Origin of the sequence: Streptomyces crystallinus (assembly GCF_039521265.1) — a bacterium.
In the GTDB taxonomy this organism is placed as follows: domain Bacteria; phylum Actinomycetota; class Actinomycetes; order Streptomycetales; family Streptomycetaceae; genus Streptomyces; species Streptomyces crystallinus.
Window position 1 is genome coordinate 191,948 of sequence record NZ_BAAACA010000066.1, and the last position, 20,826, is coordinate 212,773.

The window sequence follows — 20,826 nt, forward strand, 5'->3', positions numbered from 1 at the left end:
CTGAGGTCTGTAGCTCTGTAGCGGACGCATGCCCGGTGCGCGCCCCGTCCGGCGCGCACCTGCCCGCCGTACGCCTCCCCCTCCCCCGGCGTACGGCCTACGCCGTCGCGGGCACCTCCAGCGTGAGCGTGCCCGCGCCGGCGTCGAGCACCGCGGGCACCCCCAGCGGCATGGTGAGCGAGGGGGCGCAGTGGCCGAAGCCGAAGTGCTCGACCACCGGCACCCCGAGCGGGGCGAGCCGCTCGTACAGCACGGCCCGCACCCTCTCGTACGGTCCGCACTCCTCCCAGGAGCCGAGCACGACCCCGGCGACCCCGTCCAGCCAGCCCGAGCGCAGCAGTTGGGTGAGGATGCGGTCGATCCGGTAGTCCTCCTCGCCGACGTCCTCGATCAGCAGCAGTCCGCCGCGCACGGAAGCCCTGCTGTGCGGGGTGCCGAGGCCCGCCGCGAGCAGGGCGAGGCAGCCGCCCACGGTGACGCCCCGGGCCCGGCCGCCCACCATCGGGCGGGCGCTCTCCAGGCCGAGGGTCAGGGCCGACTCGGGTGCGAAGAGCGTGGTGCGCAGGGAGCGCTGGGTCGGGTCGTCCTTGAGGAACGTCGCGGCCGACACCATCGGCCCGTACAGAGTGGAGAGCCCCAGGCGCACCGCGAACGCCTCGTGCAGCGCGGTCACGTCGCTGTAGCCGACGAACACCTTGGGTCCGGCGGCCCGCATCGCGTCCCAGTCGAGGAGGTCCACCATGCGCTGCGCCCCGTAGCCCCCGCGCGCGCAGAGCACCGCGTCGACCGACGGGTCGCACCACGCCTCCTGGAGGTCACGCGCGCGGCCCTCGTCGCCGCCCGCGAGATAGCCGAACTCGGGGTGGCGGTCGCGGACGTGGGGCATCACTATCGGGTCCAGGTCCCAGCCGCGCAGGATGTCCAGTCCCGCGTCGAGCCGCTCCCCCACCACCGGCCCGCTGGGGGCGACCACCGCCACCCGGGCGCCGGGGCGCAGCCGGGCGGGCCGGGTGAGCGGGACGGGGGCGTGGTGCGTCGAGGTCACTTCTTCAGCTCCAGAAGGGGGACGTCGGGCCGGTCGATGCCGAACGTCTGGGCGTACAGGGAGAGTTCGGCCTCCAGGGCGCGGACCATGGTGTCGGCCCGGCGGAAGCCGTGTCCCTCGCCCTCGAAGGCGATGTACGCGTGCGGAATGCCGCGCCCCGCCGTCCTGGCCAGGAACCGTTCGCACTGTACGGGGCGGCAGATCACGTCGTCGAGGCCCTGGAGCAGCAGGAACGGCGCGGTGATCCGCTCCGCGTGGTTGATCGGCGAGCGCTGCGCGTACCTCCCGGGGAGCTCGGCGCGGGGACCGATGAGGGACTCCATGTACTGCGACTCGAAGTCGTGTGTGCCGTCGTCCGACGACCAGTCGGTGAGGTCGAGGACGGGGTAGAGCACGGTGGCGCAGGCGTAGACATCGGTGGTGGCGAGGGAGGCCGCGGCGGTCCAGCCGCCCGCGCTGCCGCCCCGGATCGCGAGCCTCCCGGGGTCGGCGGTGCCCTCGTCGGCGAGCGCCTGGGCCACGGCCGCGCAGTCCTCGACGTCGACGACGCCCCACTGCTCGCGCAGCCGGTCGCGGTACTCCCTGCCGTATCCCGTCGAGCCGCCGTAGTTGACCTCGGCCACGCCGATGCCGCGCGAGGTGAAGTAGGCGATCTCCAGGTCCAGGACGAGCGGGACCTGGCCGGTCGGGCCGCCGTGGACCCAGATCACATACGGCGGCAGCTCGTCGGCGGGCGCCGCCCGGCCGGGGTGGTGCGGCGGATAGACCAGGGCGTGGATGTCGCGGCCGCCCGGGCCGGTGAAGGTGCGGATCTGGGGTTCGGGGTAGTACGCGGGGTCCACCGCGTCGTCGTGGGCGCGCCCGACCACGCGGGTGCGGCCCGAGCGGGTGTCCAGCTCGACGACCTCGGCCGCCGTGCGCGGGCTCGCGGCGACGCCGGCGACCCGGCTGCCGTGCACCGCGAGCGTGCTGCCCCAGGCGGTCCAGGGTCCGGCCGCGTCCACGACCTCGCCGCTCTCCGGGTCGAGTATGCCGAGCGCGGTCGCGCCCCGGCCGTGGACCACCGCGATCAGACCGCTCTCCAGCGGGTGGAACCAGCGGCGGCCGACCTGCCAGAGCGGCCCGCCGAACTCCTCCTCGCGCGGACAGAGCGCCTCCGGCGCGCCCGGGCGGTCCGCCGGGTGGGAGGAGGGCGTGAGGGCGGGCGGCGGGTCGGCGCGGTAGAGGTTCCACCAGCCGGTGCGGTCCGAGGAGAACAGCATCCTGCCGTCGGGCGCCCACTCCACCTGGGCGACGGACTCACGGGGTCCGCCCGCCACCAGGCGCGTGTCGGCGAAGCGGCCGTCGTCCCCGAGGTCCGCGAGCAGCAACTCGGTGCCGTCCCAGGGCATGTTCGGGTGGTCCCAGGCGAGGTAGGCCACGCGGGAGCCGTCCGGGGAGAGCCGGGGGCCGGTGACGAAGCGGTGCCGCCCGTCGGAGAGCTCGCGCACCCGGCCGCGGTCCTCGGCGGCGGTGCCGTCGAGCGGTACGGCCGCGATCACCCGGCGGACGTCGGTCGGCGCGGGGCCGGTGAACTCCTCCAGGACGCACCAGACCTCGCCCCGCTCCGGCACCAGGACCGGGTCGGCCCAGCGCAGTCCCTCGCCCACCTGCGAGAGCGGCGTGAGCGGCCTGGGATCTCCGGCGCCGTCCGGCTCGTACACGTAGAGCCGCTGGTCGGGGAAGTGGGCGAAGACCACCAGCGGGCCCTCGGGGCCGCGCGCGAGCGCCGCCCAGGGCTGGCCGCCGTACTCGATGACCCTGGTGCGCACGTTCCACGGAGACGGCAGCAGCGACCGCGCCGTGCCGTCGGCCCGGCGCCGCATCAGGGCGCGGCGGCCGCCCTCGGTGGGGCGCGGCTCGGTCCACCACACCTCGTCGCCGACGATGCCGACGAAGTCGGGCGCCCCGTCGCGGGAGGCGGCGAGCTCGGCGTCGATGGGCGACGGCCAGGTTCCGTAAGGCCCGATGGGCACCATGTCTTCCAACTCCCCCTACGCGGAACGCAGATAGTGATCGAGGACGCGGACGCCGAAGTGCAGGGCGTCCACCGGGACCCGTTCGTCGACGCCGTGGAACAGCGCCTGGTAGTCGAAGCCGGGCGGCAGCTTCAGCGGCGAAAAGCCGTAGCCCGTGATGCCGAGGCGGGAGAACTGCTTGGCGTCGGTGCCGCCGGACATGCAGTACGGCACGACATGGCCTTCGGGGGCGAACTTCTCCACCGCCGCGCGCAGTCTGGCGAAGGTCGGCGAGTCCACCGGGGCCTGGAGGGCGACCTCGTTCTGGTAGAACTCCCAGTCGACGTCGGGGCCGGTGAGCCGGTCGAGCGTGGCGCGGAACTCCTCGGCGCCGCCCGGGAGGATCCGCCCGTCCACATACGCGGTGGCGCTCCCGGGGATCACATTGACCTTGTAACCGGCCGAGAGCATGGTCGGGTTGGCGCTGTTGCGCACGGTCGCCTCCACCAGGGCGGCGGCCGGGCCGACCTTGCCGAGGAACTCGTCCACGTCGAAGCCCTCGGCGTGCGGGTCGGCGTCGATCCCGTACAGCGCGGCCAGTTCGGCCAGCGCCGCCTGGACCGTCGCGGTGAGCCGGACCGGCCACTGGTGCTCCCCGATCCGGGCGATCGCGGCGGCCAGCCGGCTGACCGCGTTGGCCCGGTTGACCCGGGAGCCGTGGCCCGCGCGGCCGTACGCGGTGAGCTTCAGCCAGCCGGTGCCGCGCTCGCCCGCCGCGATCGGGTAGAGCTCCCTGCCGGGGCCCGCGTGGAAGGTGAACGCGCCGGCCTCGCTGATGCCTTCGGTGCACCCCTCGAACAGGGCGGGGTGGTGGTCGGCGAGGAAGCCGGCCCCGTCGACGGCGGTGGACTCCTCGTCCGCCGTGTACGCGATGACGAGGTCGCGGCGGGGGCGGATCCCCGCGCGCGCCCAGGCCCGCACGACCGCCAGGACCATCGCGTCCATGTTCTTCATGTCGACCGCGCCGCGCCCCCACACGACGCCGTCGCGGACCTCGCCGGAGAAGGGGTGCACGCTCCAGTCGGCCGGCTCGGCGGGCACCACGTCGAGGTGGCCGTGGACCAGGAGGGGGTCGGCGGACGGGTCGGTGCCCTCGATGCGCGCCACCACGTTGGTGCGCCCCGGCGTCCGCTCCAGCAGGGTGGGCTCGAGGCCGGTGGCGGCGAGCCGCTCCGCCACGTACTCGGCGGCGGGGCGCTCGCGGCAGTCGCCACCGCCGCGGTTGGTGGTGTCCATGCGGATGAGCTCCGAGGTGAACGTCACCACCTCGTCCAGCGCCCTCGCGTCGATGTGCTCAGCCATACTGCTCCTCCACCGCGGCCGAGACGATCGTGGTGACCGCCTTGAAGGTGCGGATGCCGTCGTACATCGTGTCGCTGGTGTAGGCGACGCGGCGCTCGCCGGAGGGCGCCGTGCCGGGGACCACCGTGGCGGCCATCGCCAGGTGCTCCGCGTCGAATTCGAGCTCCACGGTGAACGGGCCGCCAGCCACCGGCTCATGACGCACCGCCAGGCCCGTCGCCTCCTTCGCGGCCGCCCGGATGTCGGCGCCCGTGCGCGAGGGGGTGCGGCACACCGCCGCGTACCGCGAGACGTGGTCCTTGACCGCCACCTTGTGCGCCGCCGGTGCGTACCCCTCCGCGTCCGCGCAGGTCAGGTCGTCCCCGGTGACCAGGACCACCGGCACCCCGTACTCCGCGACCACATGGGCGTTGAGCAGGCCCTCGCTCGCCCTCCTCCCGTTCAGCCAGACGCCCGTGATGGAGTTGGCGAGATAGGTGTGGGCCAGCACGCCTTCGGTGCCCGCGCCCGTGTGGTACCCGACGAAGGCGATCCCGTCCACGTCGCCGTGCTGTACGCCCTCGACCATGGACAGCGACTTGTGCCGGCCGGTGAGCATCTGCACGCGCCCGTCCAGTCGCTCCAGCAGCAGATTGCGCATGGACCAGTGCGCCTCGTTGATGAGGACCTCGTCGGCGCCGCCGTCGAAGAAGCCCAGCGCCGCCGCGTTCACGTCGGAGGTGAACAGGGCGCGGCAGCGCTCCCACTGCGGCGTGCCGGGCAGCACGTCGGCGGGCCAGGTGACACCGGTGGCGCCCTCCATGTCGGCGCTGATGAGGATCTTCATGCCACGAAACCGTACGCGCCGTGGAACGCCCTCACCAGCCCTGTGGATAACCCCCGGCGCGTGTCCTTCCGCGAGCCCCGTCGACCGCCCGCGGGCGAGCCAATTGGTGCAGACCTCTTGCGTGTTGGTCCAGACCAATGCCAGCCTCTGGTCCGAACCAGCTGAGAAGGAGCCCCCACATGTCCGTACGACGTACCGCAGCCTCGCTCGGTGTTCTCGGTGTGGCGTCCGCGTCACTGCTCTCCGTCGCCATCTCGCCCGCCGCCGCGCACGGCGCCGTGTTCAACCCCGTCAGCAGGGTCGCCGCCTGCTACGCCGAGGGCCCCGAGACGCCCAAGTCGCAGGTGTGCAAGGACCTGGTCGCCGACTCCGGCACCCAGCCGCTCTACGACTGGAACGAGGTGAACATCGCCAATGCCGACGGACACCATCAACAGCTCATACCGGACGGCAAGTTGTGCTCGGCCAACCGCGCGAAGTACCGCGCGCTGGACTGGGCCCGCACCGACTGGCCGGCCACCGGCGTCTCGACGGGGTCGTTCAACTTCAAGTTCCGGGTGACGGCCCCCCACGCGGGGACGATGACGCTCTACGTCACCAAGGAGGGCTTCGACCCGACGAAGCCGCTGAAGTGGTCCGACCTGGATCCCCAGCCGGTCGCCACGTACGCCACGACCAGGACGTCCACCGACGGCTACTACAACTTCACCGGGAACCTGCCCGCCCGCACCGGCCGCCACATCATCTACAAGGTCTGGCAGCGCAACGACAGCCCGGAGGCGTTCTACAGCTGCTCGGACGTCGTGTACGGCAAGTCCACGCAGGCCGCGGCCCAGCCCGTCGCGCCCAGCCAGCAGAAGATCGACGCGGGCGCGGCCAGGTCCACCGTCAGCCACCACGGGCACGGCGGCGGCGCGGCGCCCAAGGACTCGTTCGCTCTGGGCGCGGCGGCGCAGCCCGTGGCGGCGCTGTCCATGGCGGGCGTCCTGGCCGGCGGCGTCCTGCTGCTGCGCCGACGCAAGGACTCCTGACCCACCGCCGGCCGGGCATGCCTTCCTGAGCCGCCGGCCGGCCATGCGTCAGCCGGTGCGCCCGACCACCCACCACTTGGAGGGCAGGGCGATCCGGGTGCCGTCCGGCCGGTACTCGGTCGTGGTCAGCGGCAGTTCGCCGCGGGCCACGACCGTCAGGCCCGCCGCGCCGAGCAGGGCGGGCACGGCCGCGTCGGCGACCTCGCCCGGGGTGAGGCCGTGGGCGAAGACCGGCCGCAGCTTCGGCGGGGCGCCCGCCGGGTCCTGGGCCAGCCCCGCCAGGACCTGCTTGGCGGACTCCGCGAGCTCCACCAGGAGGGCCCGGCCGCGCGTCCCCACCAGCGTGGCCACGGCGTCGGCCAGCGGCTGACGGTCGGCCGGCTCGCACTGGTGGAGCACCCCGCGTACATAGACGTTGGCGTCGCCCAGCCGCGCGTGCAGCTCCTGGACCGCCTTCTCGTCGGTCGCGTCCAACTGCTCGAACCGGGCCCGCTGCTCCGGGTCCTGGTTTCTGGCCCGCTCCACCGCCGCCGGTGAGAGGTCGACGCCGAGCACGCTGTCGTAGCGGTCGGCGAGGAAGCGGGTCTGGGTGCCGTTGCCGCACCCCAGATCGATCATCGGCAGCGCCAGATCGGTCAGATGGGGCTCGAAGAGGGCGAGGTGGGGGCCCGCCGTGAGGGCCGGCTCGGCATCCCAGAACACCGCGCCCGTCTCATCGGGCGCCTCGTTCCAGAAGCCCTCCCAGGCATCCCTGTACCGACTCGTCACGCTCATGACCGACTCCCCAGGCTGGCACGCACAGTGTCAAGATCGGTCTATCGCTCCCGGGGCACGCCGACAAGCGCCCGGCGCAATCATTCACCTCGCGTTCGAGCCGGTTCAGCGCCTCGTGCGCCCCCTGCGCGGCAGCGGCACCTCGAACCACACGGTCTTGCCCTCGCCGGTACGGCTGGTGCCCCACTCCCGGGCCAGCCGGCTCACCACCCGCAGCCCGCGCCCGGCCTCGTCGAGCGGTCCCGCGTGCAGCAGCATCGGCAGGGTGTGGTCGTCGTCCACGACCTCGCAGCGCAGCGTCTCGGCCCGTACCATCCGCAGCCGCACCTGGTGGCTGTGCGCATGCCGTACGGCATTGGTGACGACCTCGCTGACCAGCAGCTCCACCGCCTCCGCCACCTCCTCGAGGCCCCAGTCGCGCAGTTGACCGACGGCCAGCCGACGGGCCCGGGCCACCTCGCGCGCGTCGATGGCGAGCGGCCACTCGGCGACGTCCTCGCGCGCGATGCCGTTGAGCCGGGCCATCAGCAGGGCGACGTCGTCCTTGCGGCCGCCGCGGATGTTGAGGGCGCGGATGATGGTGTCGCAGGCGTCGTCCATGGAGGCGGCCGGGTGCGCGGCGGACTCGCAGAGCGTCGCCAGGCCCACGCCGATGTCCTCGCCGCGCACCTCGACCAGGCCGTCGGTGCACATCACCAGGCGGTCGCCCGGCTCGACGGGCAGCCGCACGGCCTCGAACGGCACGCCGCCGACGCCGATGGGCGCCCCGGTCGGCAGCTCCAGGAGTTCGCTGCGGCCGTCGGCGGCGCGCACCAGGACCGGTGGCACATGGCCCGCGTTGGCCAGCAGGAGCTCGCCCTTGATGGGGTCGTAGACCGCGTACAGACAGGTCGCCAGATAGTGCTCGCCGAGGCGCTGGGCCAGGTCGTCCAGGTTGCGCAGGAGCTGGGCGGGCGGCAGGTCGAGGGCCGCCATGGTCTGCACGGCGGTACGCAACTGGCCCATCATGGCGGCGGAGTTGAGGCCGTGGCCCATGACGTCGCCGACCACGAGGGCGATCCGCGAGCCGGGCAGCTTGATGGAGTCGAACCAGTCGCCGCCGACCCGGCCGAGCAGCGTGCCGGGCAGATAGCGCGTCGCCGTGTCGCAGCCGGTCATCTGCGGGGTGACCTGCGGCAGCATCGAGTCCTGGAGGGTCTCCGCGACGCTCTCCTGGTAGGTGTACATCCGGGCGTTGTCGAGGACGAGCCCGGCGCGGGCGGCGAGTTCGGCGCCGGTCACCCGGTCCATGTCGTTGAACTCGGCCCGCTCGGCGTGGCGCAGCAGGATCATGAAGCCGAGCACCACATTGCGCGCCTTGAGGGGAACCACCAGCATCGACCGGCCGTTGATCAGAGGCCGGATGTCGCGCTTCTCGAACTGCGAGGCGATGGCGGTGCCCATCTGCTCGCTGATGCGCGGGACGAGCACGGGCTCGCCGGTGGTCATGCACTGGAAGAAGGGGGTGTGCGCGGGGAACGGCATGGACTCGCCGACCGGTACGACGTCGTCCCACCGCCCGGGTGCGTCGACGTGCTCGACGGCGACCCGGTGCCACAGGGTGGTCTCGTCCGGTGGCCCTTCCGGGAACCCCTCACCGGCGATGACCTGTTCCCGCAGATAGGTCCCCGCGACATCGGTGAAGCGCGGCACCACGGCGGCGCTCACCTCCTGGATCGTCCGGGACAGATCGAGGGAGGAACCGATTCGGCCACTGACCTCGTTGAGGAACTCCAGCCGCTCGCGCACGGCGGCGTACTCGAGATCCTGGGCGAACTCGGGCGCGGGCGCCGTACCGGCGGCGGCCGGAGCCTGCCCGGCCGGGGCCACCCGGCGCCGCGGCCGGCGGGGCACACCCCAGTCGGGCGTCACGGGCACCCGGTCGTGCTGGCTGAACTCAAGCACCGGATAACCGAGTTCGAGCACCTGCGAGACGATCCGCGAGCTCTCCCCGACGCTCATGCTGGGCAGGATCTCGGGCAGCCGCCCGGCGAGCTCCTCGGCGCCCTGGAACTCGGTGTGCAGGGCGAAGCCGGGCGCTATCCGCTCCACGCTGCCCCGGTCGGGGCCCGCGTGCTCGGCGTGCAGCAGCCGGGCGTCCGCCGCCAGCACGAGCAGCCGTTCGGAGCCCGGCCCGACCAGCGGATACGCCCACCAGAGCACATCGACACGGGGCCGCCCGGGATCCGACAAGGTGGCCCGGCCCGCGGTGGGATACGAGGTCAGGCCGTTGAGCGAGGCGTCCAGACCGGGGCCGAACGCGTCGTACTCGTCCATCTCCCGCAGCACGTCCCCGGCCGGATCCGGGCGCAGCGCTCCGGACACGGGGAGCAGGTCGAGAGCAAGCCGGCCGACCGCCTCCTCGCGGGCGGGACCGAAGAGCCGGCGCGCACCGGTCGACCAGTGCGAGACCAGCCCGTCGCCGTCCACGACGATCACGGCAAGCGGAATCCGTCCGGCCACGGCGGACTGCCGCGGCAGCGTCGGCGGAGTGCCACTGTCCATGGGTGGAGGCTCCTTCCCCGCCGCAAGGATCTGCGGCTGTGGCACCTACCGTACGGCTATGCGAAGGCGCTGCGCGGGGCAACGGCGGAATAGGGCGCACGCCCGCGTGTAGCGGGCAATCGGCTGAAGAATAGTCAGTCCTCGTGGCCCAGTTGGAGGTCCCTTTCGGTGCGTCCGCCGCCCGCGACCTGGAGGACCGTGGCGACCGGCGGGTACCCGGCCGCGATGACCGTGTACTCGCCGGAGGACAGGTCGACGAAGCGGAAGGTGCCGTCGGGTCCGGTGGTGAGGGTGTCCACCACGTTCCCGGCGGCGTCGAGCAGCGTCACGCGCGCGTCCTCGACGGGCCGCCCGCCGCTGGCCCGGACCGTGCCGCGCAGTACGGCGCCGCCCGCGAGCTCGATGTCCTGCCGGGTCTCGCGGGAGGCCTGGACGCTGACGGGCAGGGCCGCGGGCCGGAAGGCGGGGGCGCTGGCGGCCAGGGTGTACTCCCCCGCCACCAACTCGCTGATCACATAGGCGCCTTCGCGCCCGCTGCGGGTGGTGGCGACCACCTCGCCGCGTACGTCGGTGAGGGTGACGGCGGCGTCCCGTACGGGAGTGCCGTCGGCCGTGTTGACGACCCCGGCGAGCCGGCCGGCGCCGCCGAGGACCACGTCGAGCTCGACCGGGCGCTCGCCCACCGTCACGGCGACGGCCTGTGGCTGGTGTCCTCCCGCGGCGGCGATCAGGACGTACGACCCGGAGCCCGGCACGCTCAGCGCGTACCGCCCGTCCTCGCCGCTGCCGCCGCGCCCGACCTGCTGTCCGCGCACGTCGACGAGGGTGAGCGCGGCGCGCGGCACGGTGGTCCCGTCGCTGTGCTGGACGGTCCCGCAGACGGGAACTCCGCTCGTGTACGGGGCGTTGGGCATACGGGCGGGCGGTACGGGGGCGGGCACGGGTGCCGGTTCGACGGCGGGGGCGTTCTGGGACACCAGCGGTTTCTCCTTGAGGAAGAAGGCGAGCAGGAGGCCGAGCACGAGCACGGGCACCAGATAGAGGAAGATCCGCGGCATCGCCTCTGCGTAGGCGCGGATATAGCCGTCGCGCAGGGCGGGCGGCATGGTGTGGACGAGCTGGGGGGTGATCGACTCGGGGTCGGGCAGATGCGCGCCCGCGGGGAACTCGTCACTGAGGGAGTGCGCGAGGCGGTTGGTGAACAGGGTGCCGAAGACGGCGGCCCCGACGCTGCCGCCGATCTGCCGGAAGTAGTTGTTGGCGCTGGTGGCGGTGCCCAGGTCGGCGGGGTCTGCGGCGTTCTGCACGGCCAGGATGAGCACGGGCATCACGAGTCCGATGCCGATGCCGAGGACGGCCATCCAGACGCTGTAGTCGAGCCGGGGCGTGTCAATCTCCAGCCGGGAGAGCAGCCACATGCCGACGGCCGAGACGGCGCTGCCGAGCACCGGGTAGATCTTGTAGTGGCCGGTGCGGCTGATCAGCTGGCCGGAGATGATCGAGGCGGCGACGATGCCGCCCATCATGGGCAGCACCAGCAGTCCGGACTCGGTGGCGCTGACGCCGTCGACCATCTGGAGGAAGGTCGGCAGATAGCTGGCGGCGCCGAAGAGCGCGACGCCGATGACCGCGCCGACCAGAGCGGAGACGGTGAAGACGGATTCGCGGAACAGCCGCAGCGGGATGACCGGTTCGCGCGCGTAGTTCTCGACCACGACGAAGAGCAGGGTGGTGCCGACGGCTCCGGCGGCCAGCCCCAGGATGGTGCGCGAGCCCCAGGCGTACTCGGTCCCGCCCCAACTGGTCAGCAGCACCACGCAGGTCGAGGCGGCGACCAGCAGCAGCGCGCCGAGGACGTCCAGGCGCGGACGGACCGCGGGCCTGGGCAGTCTGAGGACGACGGCGATCACGGCGAGGGTGACCAGGCCGAAGGGGACGTTGACGTAGAAGCACCAGCGCCAGGAGGTGTGGTCGGTGAAGAAGCCGCCGAGCAGCGGCCCGGCCACCGAGGCCAGGCCGTAGACCGCGCCGATCAGACCCATGTAGCGGCCGCGTTCGCGGGGCGGCACGATGTCCGCGATGATCGCCTGTACGCCGATCATGAGCCCGCCGCCGCCCACCCCCTGGACGGCGCGGAAGGCGATGAGCTGGTCCATGGTCCGCGACCAGCCCGCCAGCGCCGAGCCGATCACGAAGACGACGATGGCGAACTGGAAGACGGGTTTGCGGCCGAAGAGGTCACCGAGCTTGCCGTAGATGGGCAGCCCGATGGTGGAGGCCAGCAGATAGGCGGTGACGGCCCAGGAGACCTTGTCGAGGCCGTGCAGATCCCCGACGATCTTCGGCAGCGCGGTCGCCACGATCATCTGGTCGAGCGCCGCGAGCAGCATGGTGAGCATCAGGCCGACGAAGACCAGCCGCACCCGGCGCGGGGAGAGCCCCACCGGAGCCCCGGCCGGGCCGTCCACCGGCGGCGGGGCCGTGGACGTGTCCGCCGGCCCCGCCTCCGAGAGCTCCGGGGCGGGCTCCCGCACCGCCCGCCGCGCCCGCCGCCGCTCCCCCGAAGGCCCCTTCTGCGCCGGGTCCTTCACCAGAGTGATCCCACCCACGTCTGCTCCCCTCGTCGCGCCGCCTGATTCGCCTGCGCGGCGTACATACTGCGCATCGGGCGCTAATAGGGAGCAAGCGGAAGAGAAGCGGGGCGCGGGCGCACAACTCGCCCTGGAGGGGCGCGCGTCCACCGCCCCATCAGCGTGTTTCACCCGGCCCCGGACGCGCGGGCGCACCACCGGGCCGCCGTGAAAACCACTCGAACCGGTGATGGTGGCCGCGACCCCCAGGGGCGGGCGGTCAGGCGGGAGTTACTTCTCCACCTCGGCGGCGAGCTTGTCGAGCACGGTGTCGTAGATGCGGTTGAGGCCCTTGGGGGCGAAGGTCTTCTCGAAGAAGCCGCCGATGCCGCCCGCGCCGGTCCACACCGTGGAGACGACGACCTTGGAGCGGCCCTCCCCGGCGGGGGTGACGGTCCAGGTGGTGACCATGGACGAGTTGCGGTCCTTCTCGACGAGCTGCCCCTCGGTCGGCTCGGAGACCTCCAGCAGGCAGTCGCGCACCCGCTTGCTGGTGGCCTGGAGCTTCCAGTGGACGAGGGTGCCCTCGCCGTCGCCGCCCTCGCGCACCTGGTACTCGCTGAAGTGCTCGGACAGGAGCTTGGGACGGCTGTCCTTGTAGTCGGCCACGGTGTCGAACACCGTCTCCGGGCTCGCCGCGACGATCCGCTCCGTGGTGGCCTCGACCTGCGCCATGGATCTTCCTCCAGCACTCGTGACATCCGGGAACGGGCCCGGAATCGGGGTGGTCAAAGCCAATCACCTCAGGGACGGGCCCCCAAAATCGGGGTTGCTGCGATCATGGGAACAGATGTTCTATTCTGAGATCAGTGCTACGTACGAGGCCTGAGGAGGCGTGTATGCGCTGGGACAATCTGGCCGAGAACGATCCGGCGCCGCCGGGAGCGGGCCGCGCGGCCGCGCTGTTCGACGCGGACGCGGTGGTCACTCGTACCTTCGACACCCCCGAGTTCCGCGGGGTGACCTTCCATGAGGTCCGCGCGCGTTCGATCGTCAACCGGGTGCCCGGGGCGTCCCGGATGCCGTTCGAGTGGACCGTCAACCCCTACCGGGGCTGCACCCACGCGTGCGTGTACTGCTTCGCCCGCAAGACGCACAGCTATCTCGACCTCGACACCGGGCTCGGCTTCGACTCGCAGATCGTCGTCAAGGTCAACGCGCCCGAGCTGCTGCGCCGCCACCTCTCGTCGGGCCGGTGGCAGGGCGCGCACATCGCCATGGGCACCAACGTCGACTGCTACCAGCGCGCCGAGGGCCGCTACCGGCTGATGCCGGGGATCATCGAGGCGCTCCGCGACCACGCCAACCCGTTCTCCATCCTCACCAAGGGCACGCTGATCCTGCGCGACCTGGAGCTGATCCGGCAGGCCTCCGAGGTGACCCGCGTCGGGATCTCGGTCTCCGTGGGGTTCATCGACCACGACCTGTGGCGCACGGTCGAGCCCGGCACGCCCGCGCCCGAGCGCCGCCTCGACGTCGTACGGACGCTGGCCGAGCTCGGCATCGACTGCGGGGTCCTGATGGCCCCGGTGATCCCCTTCCTCGGGGACCACCCGGACCAGCTGCGCGCCACCGTCCGCGCGATCGCGGCCTCCGGAGCCACCTCGGTGACACCGCTGGTGCTGCATCTGCGGCCCGGGGCGCGCGAGTGGTACATGGCGTGGCTCGCCGCGCACCACCCGCATCTGGTGCGGCGGTACGAGCGGCTGTACGCGGAGGGTGCCTACGCGCCGAAGTGGTACCAGCGCCGGATCACCCGGCAAGTGCACGAGCTCGCCACCGAGTTCGGCATCGGACCGGCGCACCGGGGCGCGGCCCGGCGCATTCCTCAGCGGGTGGAACCGGAGCCGGCCGGTCCGACGCAGCTCACCCTGCTCTGAACCAAAACCCGCCGACCCGGTTGTCAGTGGGATGGTCCAGGATGGACGCATGACTTCGCTCACGCACATCGCCACCCCGGACGGCGTCGCACCCGGCGTCAACTACAGCCATGTGGTGTGGGGCACCGGACGGTTCATCGCGATATCCGGCCAGTGCGCCTTCGACGAGAAGGGGAACGTGGTCGGGGAGGGCGATCCGGTGGCGCAGGCCCGGCAGATCTTCGAGAACCTGCGCCGCTGCCTCCAGGCCGCCGGGGCGACGTTCGAGGACGTGGTGAAGCTGACGGTCTTCGTCACCGACATCGCGTATCTGCCCGCCGTCCGCGAGGCGCGCGACGAGCACCTCGACAGCGGCCGGCTGCCCGCCAGCTCGGCGGTCCAGGTCGTCTCGCTGTTCCGCCCCGAACTCCTGATGGAGATCGAGGCGTTCGCGGTGGTCGGGGACCGTTGAGCGGCCGGACACAGCTGCGGGACATGACCCCGGCCGACTGCGAGGCGGTCGCGGCGGCGCGCGTCACGGGCTGACGCACGGCCTACCGGGGCCTGGTGCCGCAGTCGTATCTGGACTCGCTGAGCGTGGCGGCGGACGCCGAGCGCCGCCGCGAGCGGCTGGCCCACGGCGACGGCTCGGTCGTCAACCTGGTCGCGGAGCGGGCGGGCCAGGTGATCGGCTGGGGGTGCTACGGGCCGTACCGGCAGGACGGCGGCGGACGGACGGCCGACGGCGAGGTGTACGCGCTGTATGTGCACCCCGACCACTGGTCCTCGGGCGCCGGGCGGCTGCTGCTCGCGGAGCTGACCGGGCGCGCGGCGGCCGAGGGCCGTCCACGCGTACTGCTCTGGGTGCTCAAGGCCAACGACCGGGCCCGGCGGTTCTACGAGCGCGCCGGTTTCGCCCCGGACGGCGCCGAGGAGGACTTCGTCGTGGACGACGTCGCGGTGCCCGAGGTGCGGTACGTGAGGGATCTGCGGGGCCCTGGGGGCCCTGCGGGACCCGGTGGGGCCGGCGGGGCCAGGTCGGGTGATACGGCCCGGGTCAGGTGACGCGGGTCCGGGTCAGGTGAGGCGCCTGAGGGCCACGGCCGCCGCCGACGCCAGGCGGGGGCGGGCCAGGGCCGTCTCCAGGACCTCGACCGCCCGTTTGTCGCCGAGCTCGCCCAGCCCCTCCACACAGGCCAGGGCGACCCGCCAGTAAGGGGTGTCGGGCGAGAGCAGCGGCCGCAGGGTGGTGATCAGCGCCGGTACGGACTCGGGGGCGCGCAGTGCGGTGAGCAGCCGGACCGGGTGCAGGGCGTAGGCGGTGCGCAGCTGGTTGGTGGCGAGCGCCGCGGCGGCCCGTGCCGTGCGCGGGTCGCCCAGCCGGGCCAGGGCGTGCGCGGCCGAGACACAGCGCTCGGGGTCGCGGTGGTTGAGGAGCAGCACCAGCGACTCGAAGGCGCGCCGGTCGCCCGCGCAGCCGAGCCGGAAGGCCGCGATCTCGCGTGCCCACAGGGGGCGTTCGCGCTCGGTGAGCACGGCGGCGAGCTCGTCGTGGTCCCTGGTCGAGAGCAGCCGCTCGTACGCGGACATCGCGTCCGACGCCCTGGCCTCGTCCCGCAGCCGGTCCGCCAGGGACCGCAGCTCCTCGTCCATGCGGGAAGCGTAGTGTGCCCGGTCTTTGTCTGCGGGTGAGTGGTGGGTTGCTCGCGCAGTTCCCCGCGCCCCTTGACCCCCTTTTCGTCTGCGGACCGTGGACGGCTGGTCGCGCAGTTCCCCGCGCCCCTAGGGGGTCGGCCGCAGCCGGAGCACCCAGCTCGGCCACAGGCTTTTAGGGGCGCGGGGAACTGCGCGAGAAGCGGCCACCGGCCCGCAGACGAAGGCGGGTTTAGGGGCGCGGGGAACTGCGCGAGAAGCGGCCACCGGCCCGCAGACAAAGACCGGGCGCAAGAAGGGGCGCGGGGAACTGCGCGAGCAGCCCACCACCCAGCCGCAGACGAACACCGGGCACAAAGCGACGCGAGGCAGATCACACGGACTGGGCCGCTCCGCCCTATGGCGCGCTCGTTACTCACCAGTTAATCTCAAGTGAGCGGGCACCCCCCGCGAACTCCGGTGGCCTGGTGACGCAGCCACCGCGAGTGTTCGTCGGTTCGGCAGTTTCACGGCGTGGCCCCGGGACCGGGTCCGCCGGCCCTCAGCACCACCACGACACACCCCCGCACGCCGTGCGCCCATGCCGCGCACCCGCGTCCTCGTTGACGCCTTCGCGACAGCCGGACGCCGGCCGCGTGCGCCCTCTCCTCAGTCGTCACTCACCCAGGAGTCCCGTGATGGACACCCCTCTGCACACCGTCGCCGTGGTCGGTCTCGGCACCATGGGCACCGGCATCGCCGACGTGCTCACCCGCGCGGGCCGCGAGGTCATCGGCATCGACATCAGCGAGCAGGCCGCCCGCCGGGCCGTGGCCTCCCTGGAGGCGTCCACCGCCCGGGCCGTGGCCCGCGAGCGCATCACCGAGGAGGAGCGGCGCGACATCCTCGCCCGGTTCCGCACCTTCACCGACCTCCAGGCGGCGGCCGACGCGGAGCTGGTCATCGAGGTCGTGCCCGAGTCGTACGAGCTCAAGCAGCAGGTGTTCGCCGCGCTGGACGCGGTCGTCGCCCCCACCGCGATCCTGGCCACCGGCACCAACGCGCTGTCCGTGACCCGGCTCGCCGCCGAGTCGGCGCACCCCGAGCGCGTCCTGGGCCTGCACTTCTTCAACCCGGCCCCGGCGATGAAGCTCGTCGAGGTGGTCTCCTCGGTGCTGACCGCGCCGCCCGCCGTGGACGCGGTCACCCAGCTCGCGCTCGACCTCGGCAAGGAGCCGGTCGCGGTCGGCGACCGCCCGGGCTTCGTCGCGGACGGGCTGCTCTTCGGCTACCTCAACCAGGCCGCGGCGATGTACGAGTCGAAGTACGCCTCGCGCGAGGACATCGACGCGGCGATGAAGCTGGGCTGCGGACTGCCGATGGGCCCGCTCGAACTGCTCGACCTGATCGGCATCGACACCGCCCGCACGGTCCTGGAGGCGATGTACAGCGACTCGCACGACCGGCTGCACGCCCCCGCCCCCATCCTCGGCCAGCTCGCCGAGGCGGGCCTGACCGGCCGCAAGGCGGGCCGCGGCTTCTACACGTACGAGACCCCCGGCAGCGCCACGGTGGTGGCGGACGGGCAGACGCCCGACACGATCGCCGGCACCGGCGGCGGCCGTGAGATCCGCTCGGTCGGCGTGGCCGGGTCCGGGACCATGGCCTCCGGCATCGCCGAGGTCTTCGCCAAGGCCGGGTACGACGTGGTGCTCGCCGCGCGCGGTCTGGAGAAGGCCGAGACCGCCAAGTCCCGTATCGCCAAGTCGCTTTCGCGCTCTGTCGACAAGGGCAGGATGACGGCGGGGGCCCGCGACGAGACGCTCGCCCGCATCACCCCGGCCGGGGCCCTGGAGGCCTTCGCCGAGGTGGACCTGGCGGTCGAGGCGGTCGCCGAGGACCTGGGGGTCAAGCAGCAGCTGTTCGCCTCCCTGGACAAGATCTGCAAGCCGGGCGCGGTGCTCGCCACGACCACCTCCTCGCTGCCGGTCGTCGCCTGCGCCCGCGCCACCTCGCGCCCGCAGGACGTCATCGGGATGCACTTCTTCAACCCGGCGCCGGCCATGAAGCTGGTCGAGGTGGTCCGTACGGTCCTGACCTCCGACGAGGTGCACGCCACCGTCCGCCAGGTCACCGCCAAGATCCGCAAGCACCCGGTGGACTGCGGCGACCGGGCCGGGTTCATCGTGAACGCGCTGCTCTTCCCGTACCTCAACAACGCGATCAAGATGGTGCAGGAGCACTACGCCACGCTGGACGACATCGACGCGGCGATGAAGCTCGGCGGTGGCTACCCGATGGGTCCCTTCGAACTCCTCGACGTGGTCGGCCTGGATGTGTCCCTGGCCATCGAGAAGGTGCTGCACGCCGAGTTCCGCGACCCGGGCCTGGCGCCCGCGCCGCTCCTCGAGCACCTGGTCGCGGCCGGGTGCCTGGGCCGCAAGACGGGCCGTGGATTCCGCGAGTATGCCCGGCGCTGAGCCGTGGGGCTCCCCCGTCCAGCGGCCGGGGGAGGGCTGGGGCGGGCTGCTCGACCCCTCGGGCGGTCCGCCCCCGCGAGCGCGACTTCCTGCACATATGCAGTACGTTCGGTCCATGCCCCAGCCCGCTGCCTCATCGAAACGGCCGACCCGAGCGGCCGCCGCGCCCGACGCCCCGGAAAGTGCCGCCGGCAGCCGCGCGGCCGCCCAGCGGCTCAAAATGCGCCGCGAGCTGGCGGCCGCGGCAATGGAGCTCTTCTCGGCCAAGGGGTACGAGGCCACCACGGTCGACGAGATCGCGGCCCGTGCCGGAGTGGCCCGCCGCACCTTCTTCCGCCACTTCCGCTCCAAGGAAGAGGCGATCTTCCCCGACCACGACGACACCCTGGTGCGGGCCGAGGCGGTGCTCAACGCCGCTCCCCCGCACGAGCATCCGCTGGACACCGTGTGCCGGGGGATCAAGGAGGTCATGAAGATGTACGCCTCCTCCCCCTCGGTCTCCGTGGCGCGCTACAAGCTGACCCGTGAGGTGCCCACCCTGCGGGAGGCCGAGATCGCCTCGGTGGCCCGCTACGAGCGGCTCTTCACCCGCTATCTGCTCGGCCACTTCGACGAGCACGACCACCACGCCGGCAACGACGACCCGCTGCTCGCGGAGGTGGCCGCCTCCGCGGTCGTCACCGCCCACAACCACGTGCTGCGGCGCTGGCTGCGGGCCGGCGGCCAGGGCGATGTGGAGACCCAGCTCGACCACGCCTTCGCGATCGTCCGGGACACCTTCGGCTCCGGGATCGGGGCGGGCCGCACCGCCGGGCCGAAGCCCGCCGCCGCGTCCGTCTCCGCCAGCGACGAGGTGCTGGTCGCGGTGGCGCGTACGGACGCGCCGCTGGACGAGATCATGCAGGCGGTCAAGAAGGCGCTGCGGCAGCGCTGACCTGTCCGGAAAGTGAAGGCCCGCCCCTGTCCGGGGCGGGCTTTTCGCGTTCCCAGGGGTGCCATTCGATCGATCATCGCTCATCCGTGCAGGTCATTACGCAATTGAGAGAAATTGTTGGCACGCAGTGTCTTGCCGACTGGCACCGCGTGCCATACGTTGATGTTGTCCGGGCGGCCGGCGTGCAGAGACCTTTCGTACGCCGGCTGTCCCCGCAAGCTGCTCCAGCGAGCGCGCCCGGACGCCTGCGTCACAGGCACCCTCCCGCGCCCACCAGGCGCCGCCGATCCCGTAGTACCGCCGAACCGACGGCACACCTCCACAGCAGCAGTCCCCTCAGCGTTCCCAACGCGCTTCGCCGGAGGCAACACCGTGAAGGAAATCCTGGACGCGATTCAGTCGCAGGACAGCACCACCGCCGACATCGCGGCTCTGCCCATCCCCGAGTCGTACCGCGCGATCACCGTGCACAAGGACGAGGCGGAGATGTTCGCCGGGCTCACCACCCGGGACAAGGACCCGCGCAAGTCGATCCACCTCGACGAGGTGCCGGTCCCCGAACTCGGCCCGGGCGAGGCCCTGGTGGCCGTCATGGCCTCCTCGGTCAACTACAACTCGGTGTGGACCTCGATCTTCGAGCCGGTGTCCACCTTCAACTTCCTGGAGCGCTACGGCCGGCTCAGCGAGCTCACCAAGCGCCACGACCTGCCGTACCACGTGATCGGCTCCGACCTCGCGGGCGTCGTCCTGCGCACCGGCCCGGGCGTCAACGCCTGGAAGCCCGGCGACGAGGTCGTCGCGCACTGCCTCTCGGTCGAGCTGGAGTCCAGCGACGGCCACAACGACACGATGCTCGACCCCGAGCAGCGCATCTGGGGCTTCGAGACCAACTTCGGCGGCCTCGCCGAGATCGCGCTGGTCAAGTCCAACCAGCTGATGCCCAAGCCCGACCACCTCAGCTGGGAGGAGGCGGCGGCCCCGGGCCTCGTCAACTCCACCGCGTACCGGCAGCTGGTCTCGCGCAACGGCGCCGGGATGAAGCAGGGCGACAACGTGCTGATCTGGGGCGCCAGCGGAGGCCTCGGCTCGTACGCCACCCAGTTCGCCCTCGCCGGCGGCGCCAACCCCATCTGTGTCGTCTCCAGCCCGGAGAAGGCGGAGATCTGCCGGTCGATGGGCGCCGAGGCGGTCATCGACCGCAACGCCGAGGGGTACCGGTTCTGGAAGGACGAGCAGACCCAGGACCCCAAGGAGTGGAAGCGCTTCGGCAAGCGCATCCGCGAGTTCACCGGCGGCGAGGACATCGACATCGTCTTCGAGCACCCGGGCCGCGAGACCTTCGGCGCCTCCGTGTACGTCACCCGCAAGGGCGGCACCATCACCACCTGCGCCTCCACCTCCGGCTATATGCACGAGTACGACAACCGCTACCTGTGGATGTCCCTCAAGCGCATCATCGGCTCCCACTTCGCCAACTACCGCGAGGCCTGGGAGGCCAACCGCCTGATCGCCAAGGGCAAGATCCACCCCACCCTCTCCAAGGTGTACTCCCTGGAGGAGACCGGCCAGGCCGCCTACGACGTCCACCGCAACCTCCACCAGGGCAAGGTCGGCGTCCTCGCCCTCGCCCCCCGCGAAGGCCTCGGCGTCCGCAACCACGAACTCCGTGCCCAGCACCTCGACGCCATCAACCGCTTCCGCAACATCTGAGC

At 72.3% G+C, this 20,826-nt stretch carries 16 protein-coding genes; 7 read left to right on the forward strand and 9 right to left on the reverse strand.

All coding sequences use genetic code 11. The annotated features are described in order from the left end of the window. Positions 1-97 precede the first annotated feature (97 nt). From ABD236_RS34400 to ABD236_RS34415, 4 genes are read right to left on the reverse strand one after another with little or no spacing between them, the layout of a single operon-like run. Entirely contained in the window at positions 98-1,045 is a 948-nt protein-coding gene (locus tag ABD236_RS34400; protein ID WP_344081526.1) for a S66 peptidase family protein, read from the reverse strand. Next, positions 1,042-3,063 (reverse strand): S9 family peptidase, encoded by a 2,022-nt coding sequence (locus tag ABD236_RS34405; RefSeq protein WP_344081529.1) that lies wholly within the window; start codon positions 3,061-3,063, stop codon positions 1,042-1,044. Before ABD236_RS34405 ends, ABD236_RS34400 begins: the two co-directional genes overlap by 4 nt. Before the next feature lie 15 nt (positions 3,064-3,078). Next, positions 3,079-4,404: a M20/M25/M40 family metallo-hydrolase gene (locus ABD236_RS34410; RefSeq protein ID WP_344081531.1), complete on the reverse strand. Its 1,326-nt coding sequence runs from the start codon at positions 4,402-4,404 to the stop codon at positions 3,079-3,081. Continuing rightward, positions 4,397-5,230, reverse strand: coding sequence for a M55 family metallopeptidase (locus ABD236_RS34415; protein ID WP_344081534.1), 834 nt, complete (start codon positions 5,228-5,230; stop codon positions 4,397-4,399). Before ABD236_RS34415 ends, ABD236_RS34410 begins: the two co-directional genes overlap by 8 nt. A 179-nt stretch (positions 5,231-5,409) precedes the next feature. On the opposite strand from ABD236_RS34415, the gene ABD236_RS34420 reads away from it, so the two are divergent. Next, positions 5,410-6,261 carry a lytic polysaccharide monooxygenase auxiliary activity family 9 protein gene (locus tag ABD236_RS34420; RefSeq protein ID WP_344081537.1) on the forward strand — a complete coding sequence of 284 codons (852 nt, stop codon included), beginning with the start codon at positions 5,410-5,412 and terminating at the stop codon, positions 6,259-6,261. A gap of 48 nt (positions 6,262-6,309) precedes the next feature. Here ABD236_RS34420 and ABD236_RS34425 read toward each other — a convergent pair whose 3' ends face one another. From ABD236_RS34425 to ABD236_RS34440, 4 genes are all read right to left on the reverse strand, one after another. Then, positions 6,310-7,035 carry a class I SAM-dependent methyltransferase gene (locus ABD236_RS34425; RefSeq protein WP_344081540.1) on the reverse strand — a complete coding sequence of 242 codons (726 nt, stop codon included), beginning with the start codon at positions 7,033-7,035 and terminating at the stop codon, positions 6,310-6,312. Between the two features lie 105 nt (positions 7,036-7,140). Continuing rightward, entirely contained in the window at positions 7,141-9,579 is a 2,439-nt protein-coding gene (locus tag ABD236_RS34430; protein WP_344081543.1) for a SpoIIE family protein phosphatase, read from the reverse strand. Positions 9,580-9,713: 134 nt separating this feature from the next. Continuing rightward, positions 9,714-12,188 (reverse strand): MFS transporter, encoded by a 2,475-nt coding sequence (locus ABD236_RS34435; protein ID WP_425544018.1) that lies wholly within the window; start codon positions 12,186-12,188, stop codon positions 9,714-9,716. A gap of 252 nt (positions 12,189-12,440) precedes the next feature. Continuing rightward, a complete protein-coding gene (locus ABD236_RS34440) occupies positions 12,441-12,884 on the reverse strand; it encodes an SRPBCC family protein (RefSeq protein WP_344081546.1) in 444 nt (147 codons plus the stop codon). A 164-nt stretch (positions 12,885-13,048) separates the two neighbouring features. Here ABD236_RS34440 and ABD236_RS34445 point away from each other — a divergent pair, with 164 nt between their 5' ends. The 3 genes from ABD236_RS34445 (at position 13,049) to ABD236_RS34455 (ending at position 15,133) form a co-directional block, all read left to right on the forward strand. Beyond that, positions 13,049-14,089, forward strand: coding sequence for an Rv2578c family radical SAM protein (locus ABD236_RS34445; protein ID WP_344081549.1), 1,041 nt, complete (start codon positions 13,049-13,051; stop codon positions 14,087-14,089). 49 nt (positions 14,090-14,138) lie between these two features. Further along, positions 14,139-14,540: a RidA family protein gene (locus ABD236_RS34450; RefSeq protein ID WP_344081552.1), complete on the forward strand. Its 402-nt coding sequence runs from the start codon at positions 14,139-14,141 to the stop codon at positions 14,538-14,540. Between the two features lie 95 nt (positions 14,541-14,635). After that, entirely contained in the window at positions 14,636-15,133 is a 498-nt protein-coding gene (locus ABD236_RS34455) for a GNAT family N-acetyltransferase (RefSeq protein WP_344081555.1), read from the forward strand. Between the two features lie 12 nt (positions 15,134-15,145). Here ABD236_RS34455 and ABD236_RS34460 read toward each other — a convergent pair whose 3' ends face one another. Then, on the reverse strand, positions 15,146-15,721 hold the full coding sequence (locus ABD236_RS34460) for an adenylosuccinate lyase (RefSeq protein WP_344081558.1): 576 nt from the start codon (positions 15,719-15,721) through the stop codon (positions 15,146-15,148). 677 nt (positions 15,722-16,398) lie between these two features. On the opposite strand from ABD236_RS34460, the gene ABD236_RS34465 reads away from it, so the two are divergent. The 3 genes from ABD236_RS34465 to ccrA all read left to right on the forward strand — a co-directional run bounded on the left by ABD236_RS34465 (position 16,399) and on the right by ccrA (position 20,824). Further along, positions 16,399-18,180: a 3-hydroxyacyl-CoA dehydrogenase family protein gene (locus ABD236_RS34465; protein ID WP_344081561.1), complete on the forward strand. Its 1,782-nt coding sequence runs from the start codon at positions 16,399-16,401 to the stop codon at positions 18,178-18,180. A 115-nt stretch (positions 18,181-18,295) separates the two neighbouring features. Then, entirely contained in the window at positions 18,296-19,114 is an 819-nt protein-coding gene (locus ABD236_RS34470) for a TetR family transcriptional regulator (protein WP_344081564.1), read from the forward strand. A 372-nt stretch (positions 19,115-19,486) separates the two neighbouring features. Further along, entirely contained in the window at positions 19,487-20,824 is a 1,338-nt protein-coding gene (gene ccrA / locus ABD236_RS34475; RefSeq protein ID WP_344081567.1) for a crotonyl-CoA carboxylase/reductase, read from the forward strand. The last annotated feature ends 2 nt before the right edge of the window (positions 20,825-20,826 follow it).